This is a genomic window from Caldifarcimen microaerophilum (assembly GCF_055387105.1).
The window spans coordinates 1,170,843-1,193,665 of record NZ_AP038914.1; the positions used below are offsets into that span (position 1 = coordinate 1,170,843).

The window sequence follows — 22,823 nt, forward strand, 5'->3', positions numbered from 1 at the left end:
CCCCCTGCCCCTCCCACCAGGGGAGGGGAGAAAACACCCCGTCACTTCAGGGAAAATTTGCATTTTCGGGGTCCCCACGCGGTTTTCTCCGGAAAACCGCGTGGGGTGCGTTCGGTGAGGGTGTCCTAACGTATATCCGGAGCTCTGCCCGCAGATCTTGAACATTCACCCTTTCCGGTTTATGGTTTTTCCATGCTGTTGCTCCCGATCCTCCTGATCCTCTCCGATCTGGGGGCGATCACCCTTCCCCGCGACGTGGTGGATTGGGAAGAGGGGAGCGGGTATTTCATTCACCTCCCCGACACCACCCTGGGTCCTTTCCAGGCGCTGGACCTGATGATGAATCCAGCCGACGAATGGGGTCCGCTCATCCCCGGTGTGATCCGCCCGTGGGGTTATGCCTTTGCCGCCGCCGACACGGGGCACGGGGCCTACTGGGTGGTGAGCCCCCGTGGATACCGTGGGCCTTTTGGCGCGGTCCTGTTCGTGGACCTCTCCCCCCGGGGGGACGTGGGGTTCACCTGGATTCCCCTCTCCGCCATGAAACGCTTCGGGAAATCCTCCGGGGGAGAGAATGTTTACCGTCCCTGGAAGGAGGTGGGACGAAACGTCCGGGTGCAGGTGGAAGACCGGGTGTTCGGCCCCTTTGACGATGCCTTCGGACCCTGGTTTTCCCCCGACGGACATCATATGGCCTTCCGCTATCGCCTGGGAGAGCAGGAGTTCGTCCGGGTGGACGGGGACACCTTCGGTCCCTTCTTCCCCCTGCCCTTGTACCAGCGCCGAACTCACCGATCGGCCAACCTCCTTGTCTCCGGAGAGCTCATCAACCTGGACCGAACCTATCTGGGTCTGATCGTGGCCCACGATACGTGGCATTTCATGGCAGAACCCTGGCTGTGGGATGCCCTGCTGGATGAGGCCATTCCGGTGGCGTGGAGCCCCGGCGGCGCCTTTGCCTTTGCCTTCCGGAAATCCCCCCACGCCCGGCGCGATAGGATCAGCCTGGAGGGTATGACCCCCGGACCCTACTGCATCTCGGACGTGTGGATCATGACCCCCCACGACACCCTGGGACCGTTCTATGTGGCTTATCCCGTCTGGGCCGGAGAGGACCTCCTGATCCTGGAAGAAGGCTGTCCCCACCTGTGCTGTTTTCCCACCGAGAAGATGCGTTTTGTCCTCCGGTGGAGGGACATTCCCATCCGCTGGCTGTCGGAAGTAGGGCTGGAGGAGATCTTCGAGACGGATTCCGCCCTTCTTGCTGTGGACCGTGCGCGGAAAGAGCGGGTGGAGGGCGCCACGCCGGCACCGGGAGGCTTCCGGGTTCCGGGAGGCGTGGTGATCGGGGGCCTTCGCCTCCCCTATGATCGGCTCCAGCTTGCGGGGGATTCGGTGCGAGCGTTTTCGGGGGATCGGGAAGTGGCCCGGTTTTCGCTCCGGAATCTCATTCGCGGAGATCTGCGGTGGTTCCTGGATTTCCGGCTGATGCGTCCGGAAGAACGGGGGGCGGTGATCCGGGTGGTCGCCCGGCCGGAAAACCTGGAGATTCCCGACCCCTCGGGCTTTCGCCTCCTCCACTGGGCGGTGTGGGACGGCGATTCCCGGCTGGTGAAGATGTTGCTCCGGGAAGGCGCTTCCCTTCTCTCCACTGTGGATCGACCGGAATCGCCGCCTGTTGCCCCTGACGTGTGCACGGAATTTGGTCAAGACTGCACTGACCGGGGGCCCGGCCTGGTGGTGGCCCAGGAGAAAGACGGCGATCTTGCCCGGCCGGTTCCCATCCCGCGAAAAAAATCCCTTCAGGGGTTCTCGGTGTTCAACCTCGCGGCCTATCGGGGGCACAAGGCATTGCTCCGGATGCTCGTGAGGAAGGCCATCCGGCAGGGGCATGGGAACTTTGTTGCGTTTGACGGAAAGAACCTGGTGCACTTTGCGGCCTTTGCGGGAGATACGGCGGCCATCCGGTTGCTGGTGGGCATGGCGGTGAACCCGGTGGAACGGGATCGGTACGGGAACACGCCCCTTCACCTCGCCGTGATGGGGGGAGAGAAAGCGGCCCTTCAGGTGCTCCGGGAACTCGGCGCGCAGGTCTCCACCACCTCCCTGTGCCGGAAGGCCCGAACCGGGGACATGCGCCGATTCTTGAGGTGCGGGAACTGACTCATCGCCGCCGCAAACGGGCGGCAAAGGCAAAGTCCGCCTGGAGCTGGTCTCCGGCGATCCGGTAGATCCCCGGTGTGACTTCCTCCACCCCTTCAGGAAGCTCTTTCACGGGTCCGGGGACAAACTCCGGATGGCGCCGGAGAAAGGCCTCCACCCGCTCCTCGTTCTCTTCCGGTTCCGTGGTGCAGGTGGCATACACCAGCAATCCCCCGGGGCGGAGGTGGTTGGCGGCGTTTTCAAGCAGTTTCTCCTGAATCCCGGCGAGTTCCTCCAGACGCCCCGGATGCATGCGGAGAAGCACCTCCGGCTTGCGCCGAACCGGACCCAGGCCGCTGCAGGGGGCATCCAGCAGGATCCGGTCAAAACCAACCCGGAAGGCCATGTTCGTCCCATCCGCCACCAGAAGACGCACGGACGAAAGGGCGTGAAGGCGGTTGAGGACCCCCCGCATGGCGTTCACCCGGGAGCGGTGGAGATCGGTGGCCACCACCCGGACCCGTCCTCCTGTCCGGGCCACGATGTGGGCGGTCTTCCCTCCCGGCGCTGCCGCCATATCCCAGATCCGCTCACCCGGCCGGGGGTCCAGCAGGTGGACGATGAGCATGCTGGAAAGATCCTGGAGATAATACCAGGACGGGGGAAGGTTCACCTCCCAGGGATGGAGATGCACCCGGAGGGCTTCGGGGAGAACGGTGTCCTCCACCGTCCCGCCCCAGGCTTCATACCACGCCCGGATCCGCTCTTTCAGGGCATCCAGACGGCCTTCCAGCGTGTTGATCCGGAGATACAGCGGGGGAGGGGCAGAAAGCCACGGGAGGATCCGGGGAAGCCATCCCCGATCTTTCCAGCGCCGATACAGCCATTCCGGGAGACCGGTCTGCACGGACGGTGGTGGGTCGGAGAAGGATGTGCGGGTGTAGGCGCGGAGCACCGCGTTGACCAGTATCGCCCCGCCCGGAGAGTGGCGTTTGGTGATGGACACCCATGCAGACACTACGGGGGGAGGCGGGTGGCCTTCCTCCAGTTCCGCCGCCCCCAGACGGAGCGCCGCCCGAACTGGCGGCTCCAGATCCGGAAGGGGCGTGTGGAGAAGCCGGGCCAGTTTCCAGTCCAGAAGGGGAAGACGCCGGAGGGCGGCATAGACCAGATGAGCGGCAAACCGCCGGTCCTCCGGAGAAAGATCGTCCAGGACGGCGGGGGCCAGGCGGTTCACCCACCGCCCTTCCTCCGTGGCGGCGAAAAACAGGGAAAACGCCGCCTCCCGCTTCCGCGGGCGGCGGCTCTTCCGGCGAGGGCTCATCCCGCCCGGACTTTCCGGAGTCGGGTTTCCACCTCCCGGATATATTCCTGGGCGGTGTACACCGCGATGGTGGCGTCTCCTGCCGCCGTGGTCACCTGACGGATGGGGGTGTTCCGGAGATCCCCCGCGGCAAAGATGCCCGGCACACTCGTGCGCATGTGCTCGTCGGTGATCACGTGCCCCTGCTCGTCCAGGTCCACCAGGCCCTTCACCAGATCCGTGTTGGGAATGTGTCCGATGAAGATGAACACCGCCTCCACAGGGATTTCTTTCACTTCCCCGGTTTTGAGATTCCTCACCCGCACGCCCCGCACCTTGGAATCGCCGAAAATCTCCTCCACCACGCTGTTCAGAACGAATTCGAACCTGGGGTTGTGTCGCGCCTGTTCCACAAAGATAGGGGCCGCCCGGAATTCGTCCCGCCGATGGATCAGGATCACCTTGCTCACGATTTTGGAAAGATACAATCCCTCTTCAAAGGCCGAGTCTCCTCCCCCCACCACCGCCACGGGCTGGTCCTTGAAAAAGGGGCCGTCGCACACGGCGCAATAGGAAACCCCCCGTCCTCCGAACTCTTTTTCTCCGGGAACGTTCAGGGTCCGGGGACGGGAACCCATGGCCAGGATCACCGCTTTAGCGTGATAAGGTTCTTTTTCCAGTCCCCACAGGTGGAAGGTCCCGTCGTCCAGGGGCTCGATCTTCTGGATCTCTTCCAGGACAACCCGGGCCCCGAAGTTTTCGGCGTGTTTGCGGAACCGGTGGATCAGGTCTGCCGCGGAAATCCCTTCGGGGAAACCGGGGTAGTTGTCCACCCGATCGGTGAGGGTGAGCTGGCCGCCGATGGTGCCCCGGTCAAAGATCACCGTGGAGAGCTGGGCCCGTCCGCCATACAGCCCGGCGGTCAGTCCGGCCGGTCCGGCACCGATGATGGCGAGGTCAAATTCCCGCTGTTTTTCCTCCACACCCGAAGGTCCGGCCTCGTCCACACGAAACTCCAGCATGATCCTCCTCCTCCTTGTTTTCTGTCTGTGTATATGTGCGGTGTGCAATTATGATACGGCTCAGGGTTCGGAGATGCAAACCTGTCGTCGACCTCCGGTGGTGCAAAAAGTCCGGGGGGTCGACGACAGGTGGGGGAGGGTGAGAAAATCCTGAAGGGAAGGGGTGTTTGACCTTTCCGGACTCAAACTATATGATAAGAAAACGCAGGGTCTTTTGAACTGAGAGTGGATGTGAGGAATCCCGCCGGGATCGGGGGTGCTGGCGGTTTCGAGCCTACCTATAAGGGATGGAAACCCCTGGGCAACGAGCACACCGGCATGCACCCGGTGTGTTTCGAGCCTACCTATAAGGGATGGAAACGGGGGCAATGCTTCCGGGGCTTCTTCCGCAAGCCGTGGTTTCGAGCCTACCTATAAGGGATGGAAACCCTTAAAGGATGCAGTTCCCAACGTCCAGATATTGAGTTTCGAGCCTACCTATAAGGGATGGAAACCGCGCCCGCGGGATGTTGCCCCTTGAACCACAGGAACTGTTTCGAGCCTACCTATAAGGGATGGAAACACGGTGTAAGGAACAAGGAAGGGCCGGATATAGAAAACGTTTCGAGCCTACCTATAAGGGATGGAAACGAATATCATTGTAGATGGCCTCCAGCCCCTTCTGTGTGTTTCGAGCCTACCTATAAGGGATGGAAACCCCTTCAGGGAAAGGAGGTAAGGCTATGGATAAGGAGTTTCGAGCCTACCTATAAGGGATGGAAACGAAATTCCCGGGATCCCGCGGAAGACGGAGAAGGTTGTTTCGAGCCTACCTATAAGGGATGGAAACTTTCAAAGGCCCGTTCGGCCGAAGAGCGGGTCCTGTGTTTCGAGCCTACCTATAAGGGATGGAAACATATACACCTCCATGGGAACCCTGACCCCGATGAGGTTTCGAGCCTACCTATAAGGGATGGAAACGCGTTTCCCCCGCCACAATCTCAAAGGACGTTAAGGGTTTCGAGCCTACCTATAAGGGATGGAAACCCGGATTGCAAAGACGTTCAGGTTTTCCGCTGCCCACCGTTTCGAGCCTACCTATAAGGGATGGAAACGAACGCCTGAAGGTGGTCCGGGTGGATCCGCCCGTTGTTTCGAGCCTACCTATAAGGGATGGAAACAAAGGCCGCAATGAAGTTCGGCCGGCAATCGGGATAGTTTCGAGCCTACCTATAAGGGATGGAAACCTGGTTTCAAGCCCGAGCAGCTTGTCCCGGCGTTCCGTTTCGAGCCTACCTATAAGGGATGGAAACACGGCACGGGTGGCCTTGAGACCGTGGTCCCGGGGACGTTTCGAGCCTACCTATAAGGGATGGAAACCAGTTGGTCTCCCATGGGACAACGGATGGTTCTGGGTCCGTTTCGAGCCTACCTATAAGGGATGGAAACCGGTATCCGGTTCCCCACCGCGTGGCTCGCACGGCAAGTTTCGAGCCTACCTATAAGGGATGGAAACCCCGCCCCAGCACGTCTTCCCACAGGAAGGTCCGATCCGTTTCGAGCCTACCTATAAGGGATGGAAACGTGTCATAACGACCCCATCCTCCGGACCCGGGCTGGTTTCGAGCCTACCTATAAGGGATGGAAACCGGAGCAGGAGATAGCGGAGGCGCGGCGGTCCATGCCGTTTCGAGCCTACCTATAAGGGATGGAAACTGCATATGCCATTCTCAACCTTATGACCGTGGCGAAGTTTCGAGCCTACCTATAAGGGATGGAAACCGCAGGGCGGTGTGCAGCGGCGCAACCTCCTCGGGGTGTTTCGAGCCTACCTATAAGGGATGGAAACCTTGCGAAAATCGGGAAGTGGATCGGGCTGGAAAAAGTTTCGAGCCTACCTATAAGGGATGGAAACCGCCTCCGTTCCTCAATTTCCGTCTTCCTATTCCGGTTTCGAGCCTACCTATAAGGGATGGAAACTGAAGTCAACCGGGGTGAGGAGCGCGACGTGCTCGGTTTCGAGCCTACCTATAAGGGATGGAAACGGCCCCGGCTTCCATAAGGCTTTGAAGAGCATCAAGGTTTCGAGCCTACCTATAAGGGATGGAAACTCACCTCCCACGTGATGATCCCGAGCCCAAACCCCAGTTTCGAGCCTACCTATAAGGGATGGAAACTGAGGTTTTGGCGTATGGCTCCGGGGGCGTGAAAGTGTTTCGAGCCTACCTATAAGGGATGGAAACCGTACACGGGATAGCCGAACAGCCGGGGGTTGGGCCGTTTCGAGCCTACCTATAAGGGATGGAAACGCCATGTCCGCACCTCCTTTTTCATCTTCGGCGTTCTGGTTTCGAGCCTACCTATAAGGGATGGAAACCCGCCTGCAGCACGTCGTCCGACAGCGTGCTGGAGGGTTTCGAGCCTACCTATAAGGGATGGAAACACTTAAATGTTTCGCGCTATGACAGCAACTTCGCATAGTTTCGAGCCTACCTATAAGGGATGGAAACAGATAGATCCTGAATCCCATCACCTCGATCACGATGTGTTTCGAGCCTACCTATAAGGGATGGAAACCGTACACCACCGCCACCAGGTCCCCCATTTCTGCCAGGGTTTCGAGCCTACCTATAAGGGATGGAAACCCGCCTGCAGCACGTCGTCCGACAGCGTGCTGGAGGGTTTCGAGCCTACCTATAAGGGATGGAAACACCGCTATGCTTCCGTCCCGGAGGTTCTATCCTGTGGTTTCGAGCCTACCTATAAGGGATGGAAACTGTATGAGGGAATGGAGGGCAAGGCGCACCTTTACCGGTTTCGAGCCTACCTATAAGGGATGGAAACGGTTGGATGGTTGCCCCGTGTGCGCTTGGTTGTGCCGCGTTTCGAGCCTACCTATAAGGGATGGAAACCAAAGAGTTCCCGCTTGGTATCCTCAAGAACCTTAGCCAGTTTCGAGCCTACCTATAAGGGATGGAAACGCAATCTCGCAATATTGCTCTGAAATATCAACACAAATAGTTTCGAGCCTACCTATAAGGGATGGAAACGCGAACTGACGACCGGCTACCTTAAGAAGGTTAGCAGTTTCGAGCCTACCTATAAGGGATGGAAACCCCAGCTCGATCGCAACGTGGGCCGAGGCGCTTGTTGTTTCGAGCCTACCTATAAGGGATGGAAACACCGCCGGGGCCAGGCGGATCCTTCCCTGTGGGCGGTTTCGAGCCTACCTATAAGGGATGGAAACAAAAGTGGCGGCGCAAGATCGGGCAGCGTTGCTCTGTGCGTTTCGAGCCTACCTATAAGGGATGGAAACTGGGTGAGGTGGGTGGCGCTTTGCGCGCGCGGGCGGAGTTTCGAGCCTACCTATAAGGGATGGAAACGTACGTGTTTGGCGTTGACTGGGGGCGGAGTAACGAGTTTCGAGCCTACCTATAAGGGATGGAAACCGCGGATGCTGGCGATGCTGGCAGGTCGGGCGCTGGGTTTCGAGCCTACCTATAAGGGATGGAAACTCGAAATATCTTTCCCATCTTACAACATCATCGTAGGTTTCGAGCCTACCTATAAGGGATGGAAACCTGACTTCCACGACGAACGGGTGGGAGAAGAAATCCGTTTCGAGCCTACCTATAAGGGATGGAAACCCCTCCAGGTCCCTCCATACGCCTCCGCGAAGGCAGGTTTCGAGCCTACCTATAAGGGATGGAAACGGTCGCGTGGATGCTTGGCAGTATGCACCGGAAGAGAGTTTCGAGCCTACCTATAAGGGATGGAAACTCCCGGCCACCACCACAAGGAGCACCAGGGCGACACGTTTCGAGCCTACCTATAAGGGATGGAAACCAAACTGGCCCGTCTAGGATGGCGCGGGATGGTCTGGTTTCGAGCCTACCTATAAGGGATGGAAACCAGGTGTTCACGGTTGACATCAAGCCCAACATCCTGCGTTTCGAGCCTACCTATAAGGGATGGAAACGGCAGTTCGCCATCCGCAACAGAAAGGACGACGGCCGTTTCGAGCCTACCTATAAGGGATGGAAACCGCGCCCGCTCTCGCTCACCCGGAGAAAGATCTGTCGTTTCGAGCCTACCTATAAGGGATGGAAACTCCTTTAGCCGCTCTTCCTGCTCCCGAACGAACTGGCGTTTCGAGCCTACCTATAAGGGATGGAAACTTCTCACAAATGACATAATGTCCACGGCAGGTATAACGTTTCGAGCCTACCTATAAGGGATGGAAACATCACCTCCCACCCTTTTTTCCCCCACCCCTGAATCACCGTTTCGAGCCTACCTATAAGGGATGGAAACGTGCAAGAGAAATCACATTCTTGACACGTCCTCTTGTGTTTCGAGCCTACCTATAAGGGATGGAAACGATACTAGACTCCCAAAATAAAATAAAAAGGAAAAGGTTTCGAGCCTACCTATAAGGGATGGAAACGACATCGGGATAACATTACCATCTTCATCAACAATCCGTTTCGAGCCTACCTATAAGGGATGGAAACGGCCGCGCCGAAGGTTTCAAGGGGGACGTGGTGGTGTTTCGAGCCTACCTATAAGGGATGGAAACAGCAAACTGGTGAGCATGCAAGGATCATGTTTCGGGTTTCGAGCCTACCTATAAGGGATGGAAACATATCCCCTTTGTCACACCACATGGCCGACCCTTCCGTTTCGAGCCTACCTATAAGGGATGGAAACGGGTGGCGGGTTGTCCGGTGTGATACCTTTATAAGAGTTTCGAGCCTACCTATAAGGGATGGAAACTCCATCCCGCGCGCAATGGCGGAAATGGGGGACCTGTTTCGAGCCTACCTATAAGGGATGGAAACCGTGGATGGGGTGAGGGTGGCGAAAGGCCCCATGCGTTTCGAGCCTACCTATAAGGGATGGAAACCCGAGAGTTAGAATGGGTTGTAAAGTACGGACGGCAGTTTCGAGCCTACCTATAAGGGATGGAAACGGGCCTCGAGCACATCTTGCAGGGTTGCGTTTTTCAGTTTCGAGCCTACCTATAAGGGATGGAAACCTGATCCTCCTTGTTTGAGCGTTGGTCTGTTGGACCGTTTCGAGCCTACCTATAAGGGATGGAAACCACAACAAGTGATGCAAATTCGCACAACAAGTTGTGCGTTTCGAGCCTACCTATAAGGGATGGAAACAAATTGGCGTGGACCGCATGGATGAGCGTGTGTTCCGGTTTCGAGCCTACCTATAAGGGATGGAAACACCAGTACGAACATTTCCATCAGGGGAAACAACAGCGTTTCGAGCCTACCTATAAGGGATGGAAACCATTACTGTCAGACCCGGCGACCGGCCGGCGCAGTTGGTTTCGAGCCTACCTATAAGGGATGGAAACCTTTTTTGAAGGGCGGGAGATGAAAGCGGAGGTTCTGTTTCGAGCCTACCTATAAGGGATGGAAACCGGATGGAACGCAGACTTTCCGCGTCCGGACTGAGCCGTTTCGAGCCTACCTATAAGGGATGGAAACCAGGGAGGCGCTTCAAGGATACCCTACAAACTCCGAGTTTCGAGCCTACCTATAAGGGATGGAAACCGTTTCGGGTTGTGCAGGTAGATGTTTCCCCTCCAGCGGTTTCGAGCCTACCTATAAGGGATGGAAACGAGGAACGGCGGGAACGCTATGGTCCTGAAAAAGTGTTTCGAGCCTACCTATAAGGGATGGAAACAAATACGAACGACGCCTTTCTTGTGGACGTGCTACACGTTTCGAGCCTACCTATAAGGGATGGAAACTACTCCACGAGAATCTTCCTCCGGCGGAAGGAAACCGGTTTCGAGCCTACCTATAAGGGATGGAAACTTGAACACGATCCAGAAACAGGGCGGATCCTTATCGGGTTTCGAGCCTACCTATAAGGGATGGAAACACTTTTTCACCTCTCCCAGCCTCCGCAGAAATTCTGCAGTTTCGAGCCTACCTATAAGGGATGGAAACCAAGGTCCTGAAGTTCCCGCTCCGCATCCAGAAACGTTTCGAGCCTACCTATAAGGGATGGAAACAGTAAATCTTTTTCTTTCTTTTTCCCTCGATTGTACGTTTCGAGCCTACCTATAAGGGATGGAAACTCCACGGCGACCTGGGTGATCATTCAGGTGTTGATGGTTTCGAGCCTACCTATAAGGGATGGAAAGAGCCACCCCACGAGGTTTTCAACACCAAAAACCTCGTGGGGACCCCGACATGAAAAAACATCCTGAAAACCGTAAAATCTCTGGAGTTTATCGGGGTCCCCGCAAAGTTTCTGACGGAACCCCCGTTCCTTGAAAGAACCATCCCTCCCCCCTATAATTTTCCCCGCACCACTGAGGAGAACGATGTCCAGGCGAACGCTGGTCACCAGTGCCCTTCCCTATGCCAACGGTCCTCTCCATCTGGGCCATCTGGCGGGTGCTTATCTGCCCGCCGACATCTACACCCGCTTTCTCCGGCGCATCGGAGAGGACGTGATCCACATCTGCGGCACCGACGAGCACGGCGCCGCCATCACCCTGGCCGCCCAGAAAAAGGGCATCTCCCCGAAAGAACTCGTGGACCACTACCACGAAGTGATCCGCAAAGATTTTGAGGACTTCCACATCGCCTTCACCCACTTCTCCCGCACCTCCCGCCCCATCCACCACGAAATGAGCCAGCAGTTCTTCCTCCGGCTGTATGAACGGGGGGACATCGAAAAACGCCCCGTCATCCAGTTCTACTGCTCCACGGATCAGGTGTTCCTGCCAGACCGGTATGTGGAGGGGACCTGCCCCTATTGCGGTGCCCAGGCCCGGGGCGATCAGTGCGAGTCCTGCGGGCGGTGGCTGGAGCCCTTTCAGCTCGTGGAACCCCGTTGCGCCCTGTGCGGAAACCCGCCCGAACCCCGGGAGACCTTTCACTACTACTTCCGGCTCTCCCGGTATGCTGAACCTCTGAGGGCCTGGCTGGAGAAGAAAACCCACTGGAAGCCCCACGTTCGCAACACCGCCCTCTCCTGGATCCGGGAGGGCCTGCAGGATCGCCCCATCACCCGCGACCTCTCCTGGGGCGTGCCCGTTCCCCTGGAGGAAGCCCGGGGCAAGGTCCTCTATGTGTGGTTCGACGCCCCCATCGGGTATATCTCCGCCACCCGGGAATGGAACCCGGAGGCCTGGGAAACCTGGTGGAAGGATCCCGACACCCGCCTGGTGCACTTCATCGGGAAAGACAACATCATTTTCCACGCCATCGTGTGGCCCGCCATGCTCATGGCCCACGGAGAGTTGGTGCTCCCGGCCGACATCCCGGCCAATCAGTTCCTGGTCTTCCGGGGGGGTGAGAAGTTCTCCACCAGCCGGGGCACGGCCATCTGGCTCCGGGATGCCCTTTCCGCCTATCCCGCAGACTACTGGCGGTACGTTCTCACCGCCATCATGCCCGAAACCAAGGACAGCGAGTTCGATCTGGACATCTTCCGGGAGCGGGTGAACAACGAGCTGGCCGATACCTTCGGGAACTTCATCCAGCGCACCCTCTCCTTCATCACCCGCCACCTGGGAGGAAAGGTGGAGGCGGTGGAATGGGGAAGCGAGGAGGTGGAGGCCCTGGGGCGCCTGCGGGAGCTGGGAACACAGATCCGGGAGGCCTATGGCGAGTTCCGCTTCCGGGACGCCCTCTTCGGGGTGATGGAGGTGGCCCGCCTGGGGAACCGGTATCTGGACCAGAAAGAGCCCTGGCGCCACCGGAAGACCGAACCCCGGAAAGCCCATCAGGCCCTCTACACCTCCCTCCAGATCCTCCGGGCCCTCATCACCTGGGCGGAGCCCGTTCTTCCGGAAACGTCCGCACGGGTGGCGTCCTGGCTGGAGATGGACCTTCCCGCGTTTGATGATGCGGCCATCCCGGACCCGGGGCTGGCCGGACGGACCATCCACGAACCGGAAGTCCTTTTCCCCAAAATTGAAGGGCCGGTGGTGATCGGCCAGAAGAAAGAGACGGCGCCGGCGAAGGAGGAGAAGACGGTGGAGCACAAACCGGAAATCACCTATGACGACTTTGCCCGGCTGGAGATCCGGATCGGGCGCATCCTTTCGGCCGAACCTCATCCCAACGCGGACAAACTCCTTGTCCTGAAGGTGTCGGTGGGGGGAGAGGTCCGGACTCTGGTGGCGGGGATCCGGGATGCCTATGATCCGGAAGCCCTGGTGGGCCGCCAGGTCCCGGTGCTCGTGAACCTCAAACCCCGGAAAATCCGGGGGGTGGAGTCCCAGGGCATGATCCTGGCGGCCACGGACCCGGAGGGGCGGGCCGTTCTCCTTTCGCCCGACCGCGAGGTGCCTGAGGGCAGCGAGGTGCGGTGAGTCCCGAAGCCCGGATGCATCAGTTCATGCGTTCCCTGCGGGATGGGCTTCCCGGGGATCGCGTGTTTGTGTTTCACGGTCCGGAGCGGTATATCTGGCGGAAGGCCCTGGAGTATCTCCAGACCCACACCGGAAAGGTCCTCACCCGCCTGGATGCGTCGGAGGCTGGACCGCAGGAGGTATCCCTGCATCTTTCTCAGGGACTGTGGGGGGATCTCCCCCTCCTGTGGGTGGACCACGTGGAGGCGTGGAAAGAACGGGAATGGACCGCAATGGCTCGTGTTCTGCTTTCCCCTCCCACCCACGTGGTGTTCACCTCCGAAAAGGAACTTCGCCTCCCCAGGGATTTTCCGGCTCAGGTTGTCCTTTTCCCGAAACTCTCCTATCGCTCCCAGGAACAATGGCTCCGGGCGGAAATCCGCCGGCGCAAACTCTCCCTTACCACGGAGGCCTATCGGCTTCTGTGGACCCACCTGCGGGGCGAGCCGCTGGAAAAGGCCGCCCGCGTTCTGGACGTCCTGGAACTCTATCGGGACACCCTGGATCTCCCGGCCCTCATGAACCTGCTTCCCGGTCTGGAAAGCCGGATCTATGCCCTGGGGGATGCTCTGCTCAACGGCGACGGTCCCACCCTGGCCCGGGTGCTGGAGGATCACGGGATGGATGAACAGGTGATCCCTGCTCTGAAGCACACCGCCCTCAAGGACCTCCTCGCTCGCAAGACGGGGCGGGAGGTCCGCCTTGCCTGGAAGGCCCGTGTGTATGAGCGGTGGAACCAAACCTACACGGAAAAGGACCTTCTTCGGCTGTGGCACCACCTTTCAGCCGTCCAGGTGGTCGCCCGGAACCAGGGCCGGTTTTCCCTGGCCCTCCGTCATACCCTGCTCGCCGCCCTGAACCGGCCCTTCCAGAACCTGACGGAAAAGGGATCATGACCGTATTTCTGTGGCTCCTCGTGCTTCAGGTGGACCCCATCACGGTCCAGCTGGATGCCGAAAATCTCCTTCAGGCCGGCAAATGGAAAGAAGCCCGGGCCCTCCTGGAGCGCGCCTTTCGGGAAACGAACGACCCCTATTTCCTGCGCATGCTGGCCGAGGCCGGATTTGACGCCCGGGATTACGCCTATGTCCTCCGGGTGGTGGAAGAGGCGGAAACCCGGGGGGATTCCATTCCCCCGGAGGCCTGGGACCGCGCCCTCCGCGCCGCGTTCATGCTTCAGAAGAAAAACTGGATTCTCAAGCGAGAAAAGCGCATCCTCGCCATGAACAACCCGGACCTCCTCCGTCTCCTGGCGGACATCCATCAGAACTGGGACGATTACGAAACGGCGGCCCGCCTTTACGGAAAGGTCCTGGAACACCAGGAAGATCCAGACGTGCTGAATTATCTGGGCTATGCCCTCCTTCAGACCGGCAAGCCGGACTCCGCCCTCGCGGTGTTTGAACGTCTCCGGGAAGCGGGGGACACCCTCCGGGCGGCCAAAGGGATGGCCCTGGTGTATGAGCGGACGGGGAAACTGGAGGCGGCGGTGCAGGCCCTGGAGGAGGCCAAACGGGCCTCGCCCGGGGATCCGGAGGTGCTCTATCGTCTGGGCCTTCTCTATGTGCGGATGGGAAAATATCAGGAGGCCTATCCCCTTCTCGAAGCCCTGGTGAACTTTGATCCCTTTGCCTATCCCTACCGCCTGCTTCTTGCCCGCACGTATTTTGAAGATCGGCGATACCGCCGGTCTCTGGAACACCTGTCGGTGCTCAAATCCTTTTATCCCCGGAGTGCCGAGGTGCGGGATCTCCTGGCCCGGACCCTCTGGAACCTCCGCCAGCCTGCCCGGGCCCTCGAGGAAGCCCGGGCGGCCGTTCGCCTGGCCCGCACACCGGAAAAACGACGGACCTACCGGACGTTTCTCGTGTTTCTTCTTCTGGCCACCCAGCAGCCCCGGGAGGCCATCCATCTCCTTTCCGGGATCCACCCGCCCTTCCTTTCGGACACGGAGATGATCTTTCTTTCGGAAGCCTACATCCAGGCGGGGAAACCCTGGAAAGCCCGGGAACTCCTCACCCGCGCCATCCGGTTCCGGAAGGACACGGCCTTTCTCGCCGCGGCGGCCGAGCAGCTCTATGCCATCCGGGCCTATCGGGAAGCCCAGGAGGCTCTGGACCGCCTGCTCGCCCTGGATTCCCTCAACACGCAGGGGCGGTTTCTCCGGGCCCTTCTGGCCACCGAGCAGGGGGATGTGGCCACCGCCCGCAGAATGTATGAAAGCCTGCTCGCAGACACCACCCAGACCGACTCGGCCCGGGCCACCTATGCCAACAACCTGGGATACCTGATCCTCACCACCGGAGGGGATCCGGAAGAGGCGAAGCCATACATCGAACTTGCCCTGAAACTCCGGCCGGATGTGCCCGCCTATCTGGATTCCATGGGGTGGTACTACTTTCTCGTGGGAGACCTGGGACAGGCCAAAGCCTATCTGGATCGGGCCTACGTGAACGGCGGCAAGGACGATCCGGAGATTCTGGAACACCTGGGGGATCTGTACCACCGGCTGGGAGATAGCCAAAAAGCCCGCCGGTATTACAGAGAGGCCCTCCGGGTGGCTCCGCCCGAGGACCGCTCCCGGATCGAGAAAAAACTTCAAGAACTTTCCACAGGAGAAGGAGGGCGATGACACGGCGCAAGTTCACCATCGGGATCACCGGAAACGCGGGGTCCGGCAAGAGCACCGTGGCCCGGATCTTCCGATCCTACGGGGCCTATCTGGTGGATGCGGACGCCCTCGCCCGCGAGGTCCTTGCCCGGCACGTTCCGGAGATCGTGGAAACCTTCGGGCCGGATGTGGCGGGGGAGCACGGGATTGACCGGAGAAAACTTGCGGAAAAGGTGTTTCTGGAAGGACGGGCCGATGAGCTCACCGAGATCCTGGCCGAGGACATCATTGAGGCCCTCCAGACCCGGGTGGAAAAGGCGCCCCCGGGGCCGGTGGTGGTGGACGCCCCCCTGATCTTTGAATATCGGATGGAGGACGCCTTCGACATCCTGGTCCTGGTCACCGCCCCCCGGGAGGTGCTCATCCAGCGCCTCATGGAACGGGCCGGATACAGCCGGGAACTGGCGGAAGCCATCCTGGCAAGCCAGATCCCGGATGATGAGAAGCGGGATCGGGTGGATTTCGTGATCACCAACGACGGAACACTGGACGACCTGGAGCGGGCTGCACGGAAGGTGTGGGAAGCCATCATGGAGGGGGACGGGGAGGAGGACGAAGACGAATACGATTTCTGAGGGCGGTGGGGAATGATGCTCTGGGCGCTCCTCCTGGCCCCACCGGCCTTTTCCCTTGAGGCTCCCGACCTGGAGATCCAGGCCCTCCACGGGGTCCGCGTGGTCGTGCTCCGGGGTTCCTTCCGTCTAGTCACCCCCGAATGGGTGCTTTCGGGGAGTCAGGGACGATACGTGGAAACCGGGGGAATCCACGAGGCGTGGGACGGGGTGTCTTTTGCGGACACCCTCCGAACCATCCGGGCCCTCCGGCTCCTCCTCATTCCCGACCGGGACACCTTCACGCTGTTCCGGGATTCGGTGATGTATCAGGACTCGTCCGTCGTGCTCCACACGGACTGTCTGGTCCTCGCCGGAAAAGAGGCCCGCTTTTCCCCGGTTCTTCTGGACGTTCCCCGGCACAACGCGCGGGTGGTGGGGCGGGAAGGGTGGCTTGTGGAGGGCGGCGTGTATGTGTGGGGCCTGCCTCTTCCGGAGATGCATCTGGTTTCCGGCGAAGAGACCCTGCGGGTGGTGGCAGGGGTTCTGAGACTTGAGGAGAACCGGGTCTTCGCCGATTCCGCCGTGGACGTGATTCATCCGTCCTATCGGGCCCTTGCGGTCAGCCTGATCTACGAGCCCGAAGAAGGTCGGGGAGAGCTTCTGGGAGACCCGGCGCAACTGGTGTATGGCGACGGGGAGGTGACGGGACGGCGGATCCGGTTTATCCTCAAAGACGGACGGGTGGAGGAGGTGGAGGTGGAGGAGAACGCCCGGCTTAAACAGGAGAACCTGGAGCTGACAGCGGACCGTCTGGTGGCCTGGTTTGCCCCGGATTCGGCCCGGGTGGCCCGGGTGGAGGCCCTGAACCGGGTGGAAGGCCTCTTCCAGCCCACGTCCGAGGAAGGTTTCCATGGCGACGCTGAAAGCCCTTGATCTCGTGAAGGTATACCGCCGCAAACGGGCGGTGGACGGGATTTCCCTCGAGGTGAACACCGGGGAGGTCGTGGGCCTTCTCGGTCCCAACGGCGCGGGAAAAACCACGACCTTCTATATGGTCATGGGCGTGATCCGTCCCACGTCCGGCCGGGTGCAGGTGGACGACGTGGATATCACGGGATGGCCCATGTATCGCCGGGCCCGACTGGGGCTGGGTTACCTTCCTCAGGAGCCCTCCATTTTCCGCAAACTTTCGGTGTTTGACAACGTGTACGGCGTGCTGGAGATCCGGGGGGTCCCGAAAGAAGAAGCCCGCGAGCGGGCAAAGGAAGCCCTGGAGCGCATGGGGGTCTGGCACCTCCGGGATCGGGTGGCGGAAGTCCTTTCCGGTGGAGAACGCCGGCGGGTGGAGATCGCCCGGAGCCTGGCCCTTTCTCCCCGTTTTCTCCTCCTGGACGAGCCCTTCACCGGCATTGACCCCAAAACCCGGGAGGAGATCCAGGACATCATTCGCCAGCTCGTCGACCTGGGCATCGGCGTTCTGATCACGGACCACAACGTGAGGGAAACCCTCCAGATCACCGATCGGGCCTATATTATCTATCAGGGCCAGATCCTGCTGGAAGGCCCGCCCGAACGCCTCATGGAAGACGAGCGGGTCCGGGAGATCTATCTGGGCGAGCGCTTTTCCCTCTGAGGTGGATCATGATCCGCTGTCCCCACTGCGGTGAGACCTGGCCCGAGAAGATGCGGTTTTGCGGGCTGTGCGGCACGCCTCTGGAAACCCTCCGGCAGGAAGAAGAACGCAAAATCGCTACGGTGATGTTTGTGGACGTGGTGGGCTTCACCCGCCTTTCGGAACAGATGGACGTGGAGGAGGTGGAGGCGCTGCTGGATCGCTTTTTTCAGGCGGTGGATCAGGTGGTGCGTGCAGAGGGGGGTGTGGTGAACAAAATGATGGGGGATGCCGCCCTGGTCCTGTTCGGCGCACCTCAGGCCCTGGAACATCACGCCCTCCATGCCGTTCGGGCGGCCTTTGCCCTCCGGACCTGGGCCGAAAGGGAAGGGATCGGCCTCCACTTCGGCATCCACACCGGGGAGGTGCTCCTCACCCTCATGGGAAGCGGGCAGGCCCAGGATTTCACCGTCCTGGGGGACACGGTCAACGTGGCCCAGCGCATCCAGAGTCTGTCCGGGGCCAACGAAATCTACATCTCCGAAACCACCCACGCCCTGGTGGAAGAGCGGGTCCAGGGAACGTTTGTAGGGGAGACGAGGGTCAAAAATCGGGAACAGCCTGTCCGGATCTTCCGGGTGGACGCCCTGGTGGAGCCCACGCGCCCCTCCCGCCGGTGGCGCCTTCCTTTCGTGGGACGAGAAAAGGAAGTGCAGCTCCTTCAGAACGCGCTGGATCGGGATCGGGTTCTGGTGGTGGTGATGGGGCCAGCGGGGGTGGGGAAAACCCGGCTGGTGGACGAGGCGGTAAAGAACCGGCCTGTTCGCCTTCTTCGAACCTTCCCTGGTGAGGAGGTTCTCCGCGCGTGGCTTGAAGCCTACCCCCGGGGTGTGATCTGGGTGGAAGACCTTCAGTGGCTGGATCGGCCCTCCACGGAAAAGCTGGAGCAAACTTTCTTTCACCTGGGCAGCCGGCCGCTTCGGGTGGTGGTCACCGTCCGTCCCGAAGGGGAAGACCTGGCTCGCCGCCTGGAAGGCAGCCTGGCCTTCCTGGGATTTGACACCCGGTGGGTCCGGCTGGAGCCCCTTCCCGCCGAAGCCATCGAACGCCTCCTCGAAGAGACGGATCTGAGCCCGGCGGAGCGGGAGAGCATCCTCGCTGAAAGCGGGGGAATTCCCCTGTTCGTGGAGGTGGCCCTTCAGGCCGCATCCCGGGACGGAACCCGGCGATCCTTCCGGATGGAAAGCATCTTTGCAAGCCAGGTGGACACCCTTCCCCGGAAGGAAAAAGAACTTCTCAAGCGGATATCGGTGCTGGGGGCCACTTTTTCCAGGAAGGATCTTTCCCTTCTGGATCTTTCGCCGGACGATCCCGTGTTTCAGGCCCTTTTGAACAAAGGGGTGATCCAGAAAGAAGGGGAAACCTATCGTTTCCGCCATCCCCTGTTGCGGGATGTGGTCTGGAACATGATGCTCCAGCGTGTGCGCAGAGAACTCCACGCACAGGTTTTTCATCGCCTTCTTCAGGGGAAAGGGGCTCCGGATCAGCTGGCCCTGCATGCCTTCCACGCCGGGTTATGGGACCGGACGGTCCTTTTCGGAGTGATGGCGGTCCGCCATCTTCTCAGGACAGGGGAAACCCGGCGGGCCATGCGCCTCCTGGAGGTGATTCGCAAAGCCCTGGAGGAACATCCCGATCCCGAGCGGGAACGGGAAATGCTGTATCTGGAAGCCCGGGCGCTGTATGGCCTGGGCGATCGGGAGAGGGCGTGGCAGGTGGTGAGGGACCTTCTCGGCAGGGGAGGAGTCTCTCCCCTCCTCCGGGAACAGGCCGCCCTTCTGGGGGCCGAACTCCTGGGGCTTTTCGGTCGGGTGGACGAGGGACTACGGTTTCTCGAAGAACACATCCCCCCGGTTCCGGCCCATCCCCACCGGGTGGCCCTGACCCGTGCCTCTCTCCTGGTGGAAGGCGGAAAGATCGAGGAGGCCCGGAAAATCCTGGAGGGACTCCGGGATGCCGGGGGAGGTGGGATGGCAGAAGACGTGTGGGTGGAACTCGCCCGGGTGTATGCCATCGAAATGGATCTGGATGCGCTGGAGGATCTCGTGCGGGAAGCGTTCCGGGGCAACCTTTCGGCCCGGGGGCAGGCGTATCTTCTCCACTGGCTTGCCTCCGCCCGACGCCTTCAGGGCAAGGTGGAGGAAGCCCTGAACCTTCACGCCCGGGCGCTGGAATTTGCCCGGGAACACGGGATCCGGGAATCCTGGCCCCTGTTTCTGTTTGAATACGCCCGGACCCTGCGAAAAGCGGGAAAGGTGGAGGAAGCGGAAGAGCTCTTCTGGCGGGTCGTTCGGATGGGAGAGGCGTATCAGGATCCCAAAATCGTGATCAAGGCCAAAATCGAACTGGGGATGCTCCTGATCAATGATCGCCTGGACATGGTGGGGGGACTGGCACTATGGGAAGAAACCCTTGAGAGCGTTCAGGGGGAGGATCCCTATTCTGAACTCGGCCTCTTACACAATCTGGGTATACTCTACCTGCTCGTCATGGGAGACCTGGATCGCGCACTTGTGTATCTTGAGAGCTGTTCCCGTCATCCTCTCTTTGAGGAAGATGTCACCATCCGTCAGGTCACCCGGATTTTTCTCGCCCTCCTCCGGAGGCTCCAGGGAAGTCCTTCGGAACCTCCACCGGATGCCCTGGCCTGGCTCGAGGAGGTTCCGAGCGTGGTGGCCCATTCCATTGTGGCCTGGGTTTTTGCCCTTCCCATGCCCCACGCCCTTCCTTTCCCCGAGCCTTTCACTCCGGAAAGGTGGCGGGAATTTTTGAGAGAACTCCTCGAACAGCGCCTGTTCCGGCTCCTCCGTTTTGCCCTGTGGAAAGCTCGGCACTCGGCTCCCCACCTCTCCCCCCTCCTCCAGGAGATCTTTGTCCAGGAGGTGAAGGCGTTCAGCCTTCCAGAGGATTACCTCAGGGATATCCCTTTCAAAACCCACCGGGTCCGGGATGCCGGATCCTCCACCACAAGCACATAACGCCCTGGAGGAAGCCTCAGCTCCCGCAGGCCCTTTCCGGAAAGCATATGTCTCCCCGAAAGATCCAGCACGTGGATCCGGTGGGCGGCCCTCACACCCTCAAGACGCATCCCTCCGGGGATCACCCGAAGCCGCACGGGGTCACCTGCTGCGGGGATGGGGTTTTCATGGACAGAAACGATATTGTCCAGCGCCATGCTGCTGTTGAACGTCTGGCTCTGCGCCGCCTTACCTCTTGCGACCAGGGGGGTGAGGGTGCGATAGACGGAGTCCTTCACGATGAAGCAGCCGGGGACCATCCAGTAGTGCCGGTCCAGGTGGAGAAGCATGTCCGAGCCGTCCCACATTCGCACCGTGTCTTCAAACACGAGGTGATATTGATGGACGGTGGAATCCGTGGGAACGCACGTGGCCGGATAGGGAACCAGACTCACAGGAAGGGTGTCCTCCAGAATCAGCGCAAAGGGCTCGGTTCCCGCGATCCAGATGGTGTCCCATTCTCCGGTTGCATACGTGTGGGTGGGATCCAGGAGAACCTGCAGGGGATAGGCCGTATCAAAATATCCCGCAAGGGGGAGGGTGTCCGGAAGGGGGTTTCCGACAGGGGAGAGTTCCATCGCCACGGGCACGTGAAGGCTGGCCGGGGACAGCGTGGTGTCCCGGACATCCATAAAGGGAAAGAATTCCAGGGTGAGCGTGGTGCGGAACAGGGTGTCCGTACGCATGGGTTGGTTGGAAAGGGAAAAGTTGAACCCGGGAAAGTTCGTTGTGTCGGAACGGGTGAGTGAGTACTCGTATCGCCCCTGAGCCTCATCCAGGACCATGCTGTAGAAATAACTCACCGGGCCCGTGTATACGGGCACGCCGCCTACGGTCAGGTTGGCAGTTCCCGTGTAGGAAAAGTTTTTCCCCATCAAATTGACGGAAAGCCCCGTCCAGAATTCCACCAGGGGATCCAGTTGGGCGTGCAGTCCCCCCGGTGCAAAAAGCAGAAACATCATCCACGCCATCCATTTCATACTCCACCTCCTGTTCGGATCGTCCACGTATATTATACGCAGATTCCCCCGTCCGTGCGTGAGGAATATCACACAAAAAGCGGGCGGGGCCAGAGGCCCCGCCCAACCGTGCCCACACAAGGGGATCAGAATGCCGTTGGGAGGGGGTTACCGTTGTAAGTCGCCGTCCACTGGTTGCAGGACGACCAGGTGATTTCCAGCACGTTTGCACCATCCGTGATCCGGAGGGTGCCTGCCACGGGATCACCCCCGCAGGAGGCCGAAAGCTGAAGGGGCACGGGGGTAGACACCGTGAGGGCCCCCACACCGTCCAGGGTCCAGGTGGCATTCATTGTCAGCTCTCCATCCGGGGTCTCGCTCTGACCCGGATTCCAGGTGGGATCCGAGGGGGTGAAGGTCAAACTGCCCTGGTAGGTCAGGGCAAGGGTTTCCGGGTTCATCCCGTCGTCCTGGCGCATATAAAGATCCATGTCCACCCGATTCCCAAACGTGTTCCCCTGATGGGTGGCTTCAACGAAACCTTGAATCCGGCTTTCCGAGGCGTAAGCGTATTGAGGACCTGTTTCTTCCATCAGCATTTCGAACGGTCCGTTCCCCCCCAACCCGGAAAAGGCCACCCGTCCCACCCAGGGATCGCTGTCGTTGGCGTCGGTGGCCTCCACTCGACCCCGAACCATCTGACGCATGGTATACATGGAATCCGCCATCGTGGTGTCGCAATCCACCTCCGTGCTCACGTTCACCGGAACCCCGTCCTGGTCCGCATCGGTGGTATCCCCCGTCCAGGTAATGCTGCACGCCTGGAGGGGAGCTTTCCCCGCGCCCCCCACGAACCCCAGCATCATGCCCGGACCAAGGGGTGTGAGGGGGAGATTCCCCGTCTGAAGATCCTGGACGATCTCGCTTGCCGCATCCTGGGTGAGGCCGCTCCCTTCAACCGGTGGCGTGGTTTTGTCCCCTTTCCCACATGCGGCAAGCGCCAGCCCTCCGAGGAGGATGAGGAGATATCCCTTCCTCCGCATGGCCATACCTCCTGTTTTTATATGGTGACCCATCATCGTGTTGTGTCAATTAAAAGTGTATGGCATGAT

Annotated in this window: 12 protein-coding genes and 1 CRISPR repeat array; of the genes, 8 read left to right on the forward strand and 4 right to left on the reverse strand. The window is 60.0% G+C overall.

The genetic code is table 11. The annotated features are described in order from the left end of the window. Positions 1-192 precede the first annotated feature (192 nt). Positions 193-2,163 (forward strand): ankyrin repeat domain-containing protein, encoded by a 1,971-nt coding sequence (locus AC6HU3_RS05485; protein ID WP_497472778.1) that lies wholly within the window; start codon positions 193-195, stop codon positions 2,161-2,163. A 1-nt stretch (position 2,164) separates the two neighbouring features. On the opposite strand, the gene AC6HU3_RS05490 is transcribed toward AC6HU3_RS05485, so the two are convergent. Together AC6HU3_RS05490 and trxB are read right to left on the reverse strand one after the other, a co-directional pair. Continuing rightward, positions 2,165-3,466 (reverse strand): RsmB/NOP family class I SAM-dependent RNA methyltransferase, encoded by a 1,302-nt coding sequence (locus AC6HU3_RS05490; protein WP_497472779.1) that lies wholly within the window; start codon positions 3,464-3,466, stop codon positions 2,165-2,167. After that, positions 3,463-4,467 (reverse strand): thioredoxin-disulfide reductase, encoded by a 1,005-nt coding sequence (trxB, locus tag AC6HU3_RS05495; protein ID WP_497472780.1) that lies wholly within the window; start codon positions 4,465-4,467, stop codon positions 3,463-3,465. The genes AC6HU3_RS05490 and trxB overlap by 4 nt, the downstream gene beginning before the upstream one ends. A 265-nt stretch (positions 4,468-4,732) precedes the next feature. Continuing rightward, positions 4,733-10,615: a CRISPR direct-repeat array (repeat unit 30 nt; unit sequence GTTTCGAGCCTACCTATAAGGGATGGAAAC). Positions 10,616-10,798: 183 nt separating this feature from the next. Between trxB and metG the strand changes: the two genes are divergently transcribed. From metG to AC6HU3_RS05530, 7 genes are read left to right on the forward strand one after another with little or no spacing between them, the layout of a single operon-like run. After that, positions 10,799-12,799 (forward strand): methionine--tRNA ligase, encoded by a 2,001-nt coding sequence (metG, locus tag AC6HU3_RS05500; RefSeq protein WP_497472781.1) that lies wholly within the window; start codon positions 10,799-10,801, stop codon positions 12,797-12,799. Between the two features lie 26 nt (positions 12,800-12,825). Continuing rightward, complete coding sequence (locus tag AC6HU3_RS05505; protein WP_497472782.1) at positions 12,826-13,734, forward strand: DNA polymerase III subunit delta; 909 nt, start codon at positions 12,826-12,828, stop codon at positions 13,732-13,734. Then, positions 13,731-15,470 carry a tetratricopeptide repeat protein gene (locus AC6HU3_RS05510; protein ID WP_497472783.1) on the forward strand — a complete coding sequence of 580 codons (1,740 nt, stop codon included), beginning with the start codon at positions 13,731-13,733 and terminating at the stop codon, positions 15,468-15,470. Before AC6HU3_RS05505 ends, AC6HU3_RS05510 begins: the two co-directional genes overlap by 4 nt. Beyond that, positions 15,467-16,084: a dephospho-CoA kinase gene (gene coaE, locus AC6HU3_RS05515; RefSeq protein WP_497472784.1), complete on the forward strand. Its 618-nt coding sequence runs from the start codon at positions 15,467-15,469 to the stop codon at positions 16,082-16,084. Before AC6HU3_RS05510 ends, coaE begins: the two co-directional genes overlap by 4 nt. Before the next feature lie 12 nt (positions 16,085-16,096). Next, positions 16,097-16,996, forward strand: coding sequence for a hypothetical protein (locus AC6HU3_RS05520; protein ID WP_497472785.1), 900 nt, complete (start codon positions 16,097-16,099; stop codon positions 16,994-16,996). Beyond that, positions 16,974-17,696 (forward strand): LPS export ABC transporter ATP-binding protein, encoded by a 723-nt coding sequence (gene lptB, locus AC6HU3_RS05525; protein WP_497472786.1) that lies wholly within the window; start codon positions 16,974-16,976, stop codon positions 17,694-17,696. The genes AC6HU3_RS05520 and lptB overlap by 23 nt, the downstream gene beginning before the upstream one ends. 8 nt (positions 17,697-17,704) lie before the next feature. Next, positions 17,705-20,713 carry an adenylate/guanylate cyclase domain-containing protein gene (locus AC6HU3_RS05530; protein ID WP_497472787.1) on the forward strand — a complete coding sequence of 1,003 codons (3,009 nt, stop codon included), beginning with the start codon at positions 17,705-17,707 and terminating at the stop codon, positions 20,711-20,713. Here the strand turns inward: AC6HU3_RS05530 and AC6HU3_RS05535 are convergent. Continuing rightward, positions 20,644-21,732, reverse strand: coding sequence for a hypothetical protein (locus AC6HU3_RS05535; RefSeq protein WP_497472788.1), 1,089 nt, complete (start codon positions 21,730-21,732; stop codon positions 20,644-20,646). The genes AC6HU3_RS05530 and AC6HU3_RS05535 overlap by 70 nt on opposite strands. Positions 21,733-21,857: 125 nt before the next feature. Continuing rightward, entirely contained in the window at positions 21,858-22,754 is an 897-nt protein-coding gene (locus tag AC6HU3_RS05540) for a hypothetical protein (RefSeq protein WP_497472789.1), read from the reverse strand. Between the last annotated feature and the right edge of the window lie 69 nt (positions 22,755-22,823).

Bases quoted from the DNA above. Each gene is read 5' to 3' on its own strand.
- coaE (WP_497472784.1), top strand. From the start codon at position 15,467: ATGACACGGCGCAAGTTCACCATCGGGATCACCGGAAACGCGGGGTCC.
- AC6HU3_RS05510 (WP_497472783.1), top strand. From the start codon at position 13,731: ATGACCGTATTTCTGTGGCTCCTCGTGCTTCAGGTGGACCCCATCACG.
- AC6HU3_RS05540 (WP_497472789.1), bottom strand. From the start codon at position 22,754: ATGCGGAGGAAGGGATATCTCCTCATCCTCCTCGGAGGGCTGGCGCTT.
- AC6HU3_RS05485 (WP_497472778.1), top strand. From the start codon at position 193: ATGCTGTTGCTCCCGATCCTCCTGATCCTCTCCGATCTGGGGGCGATC.
- AC6HU3_RS05520 (WP_497472785.1), top strand. From the start codon at position 16,097: ATGATGCTCTGGGCGCTCCTCCTGGCCCCACCGGCCTTTTCCCTTGAG.
- trxB (WP_497472780.1), bottom strand. From the start codon at position 4,467: ATGCTGGAGTTTCGTGTGGACGAGGCCGGACCTTCGGGTGTGGAGGAA.
- AC6HU3_RS05530 (WP_497472787.1), top strand. From the start codon at position 17,705: ATGATCCGCTGTCCCCACTGCGGTGAGACCTGGCCCGAGAAGATGCGG.
- AC6HU3_RS05490 (WP_497472779.1), bottom strand. From the start codon at position 3,466: ATGAGCCCTCGCCGGAAGAGCCGCCGCCCGCGGAAGCGGGAGGCGGCG.
- metG (WP_497472781.1), top strand. From the start codon at position 10,799: ATGTCCAGGCGAACGCTGGTCACCAGTGCCCTTCCCTATGCCAACGGT.
- AC6HU3_RS05535 (WP_497472788.1), bottom strand. From the start codon at position 21,732: ATGAAATGGATGGCGTGGATGATGTTTCTGCTTTTTGCACCGGGGGGA.
- lptB (WP_497472786.1), top strand. From the start codon at position 16,974: ATGGCGACGCTGAAAGCCCTTGATCTCGTGAAGGTATACCGCCGCAAA.
- AC6HU3_RS05505 (WP_497472782.1), top strand. From the start codon at position 12,826: ATGCGTTCCCTGCGGGATGGGCTTCCCGGGGATCGCGTGTTTGTGTTT.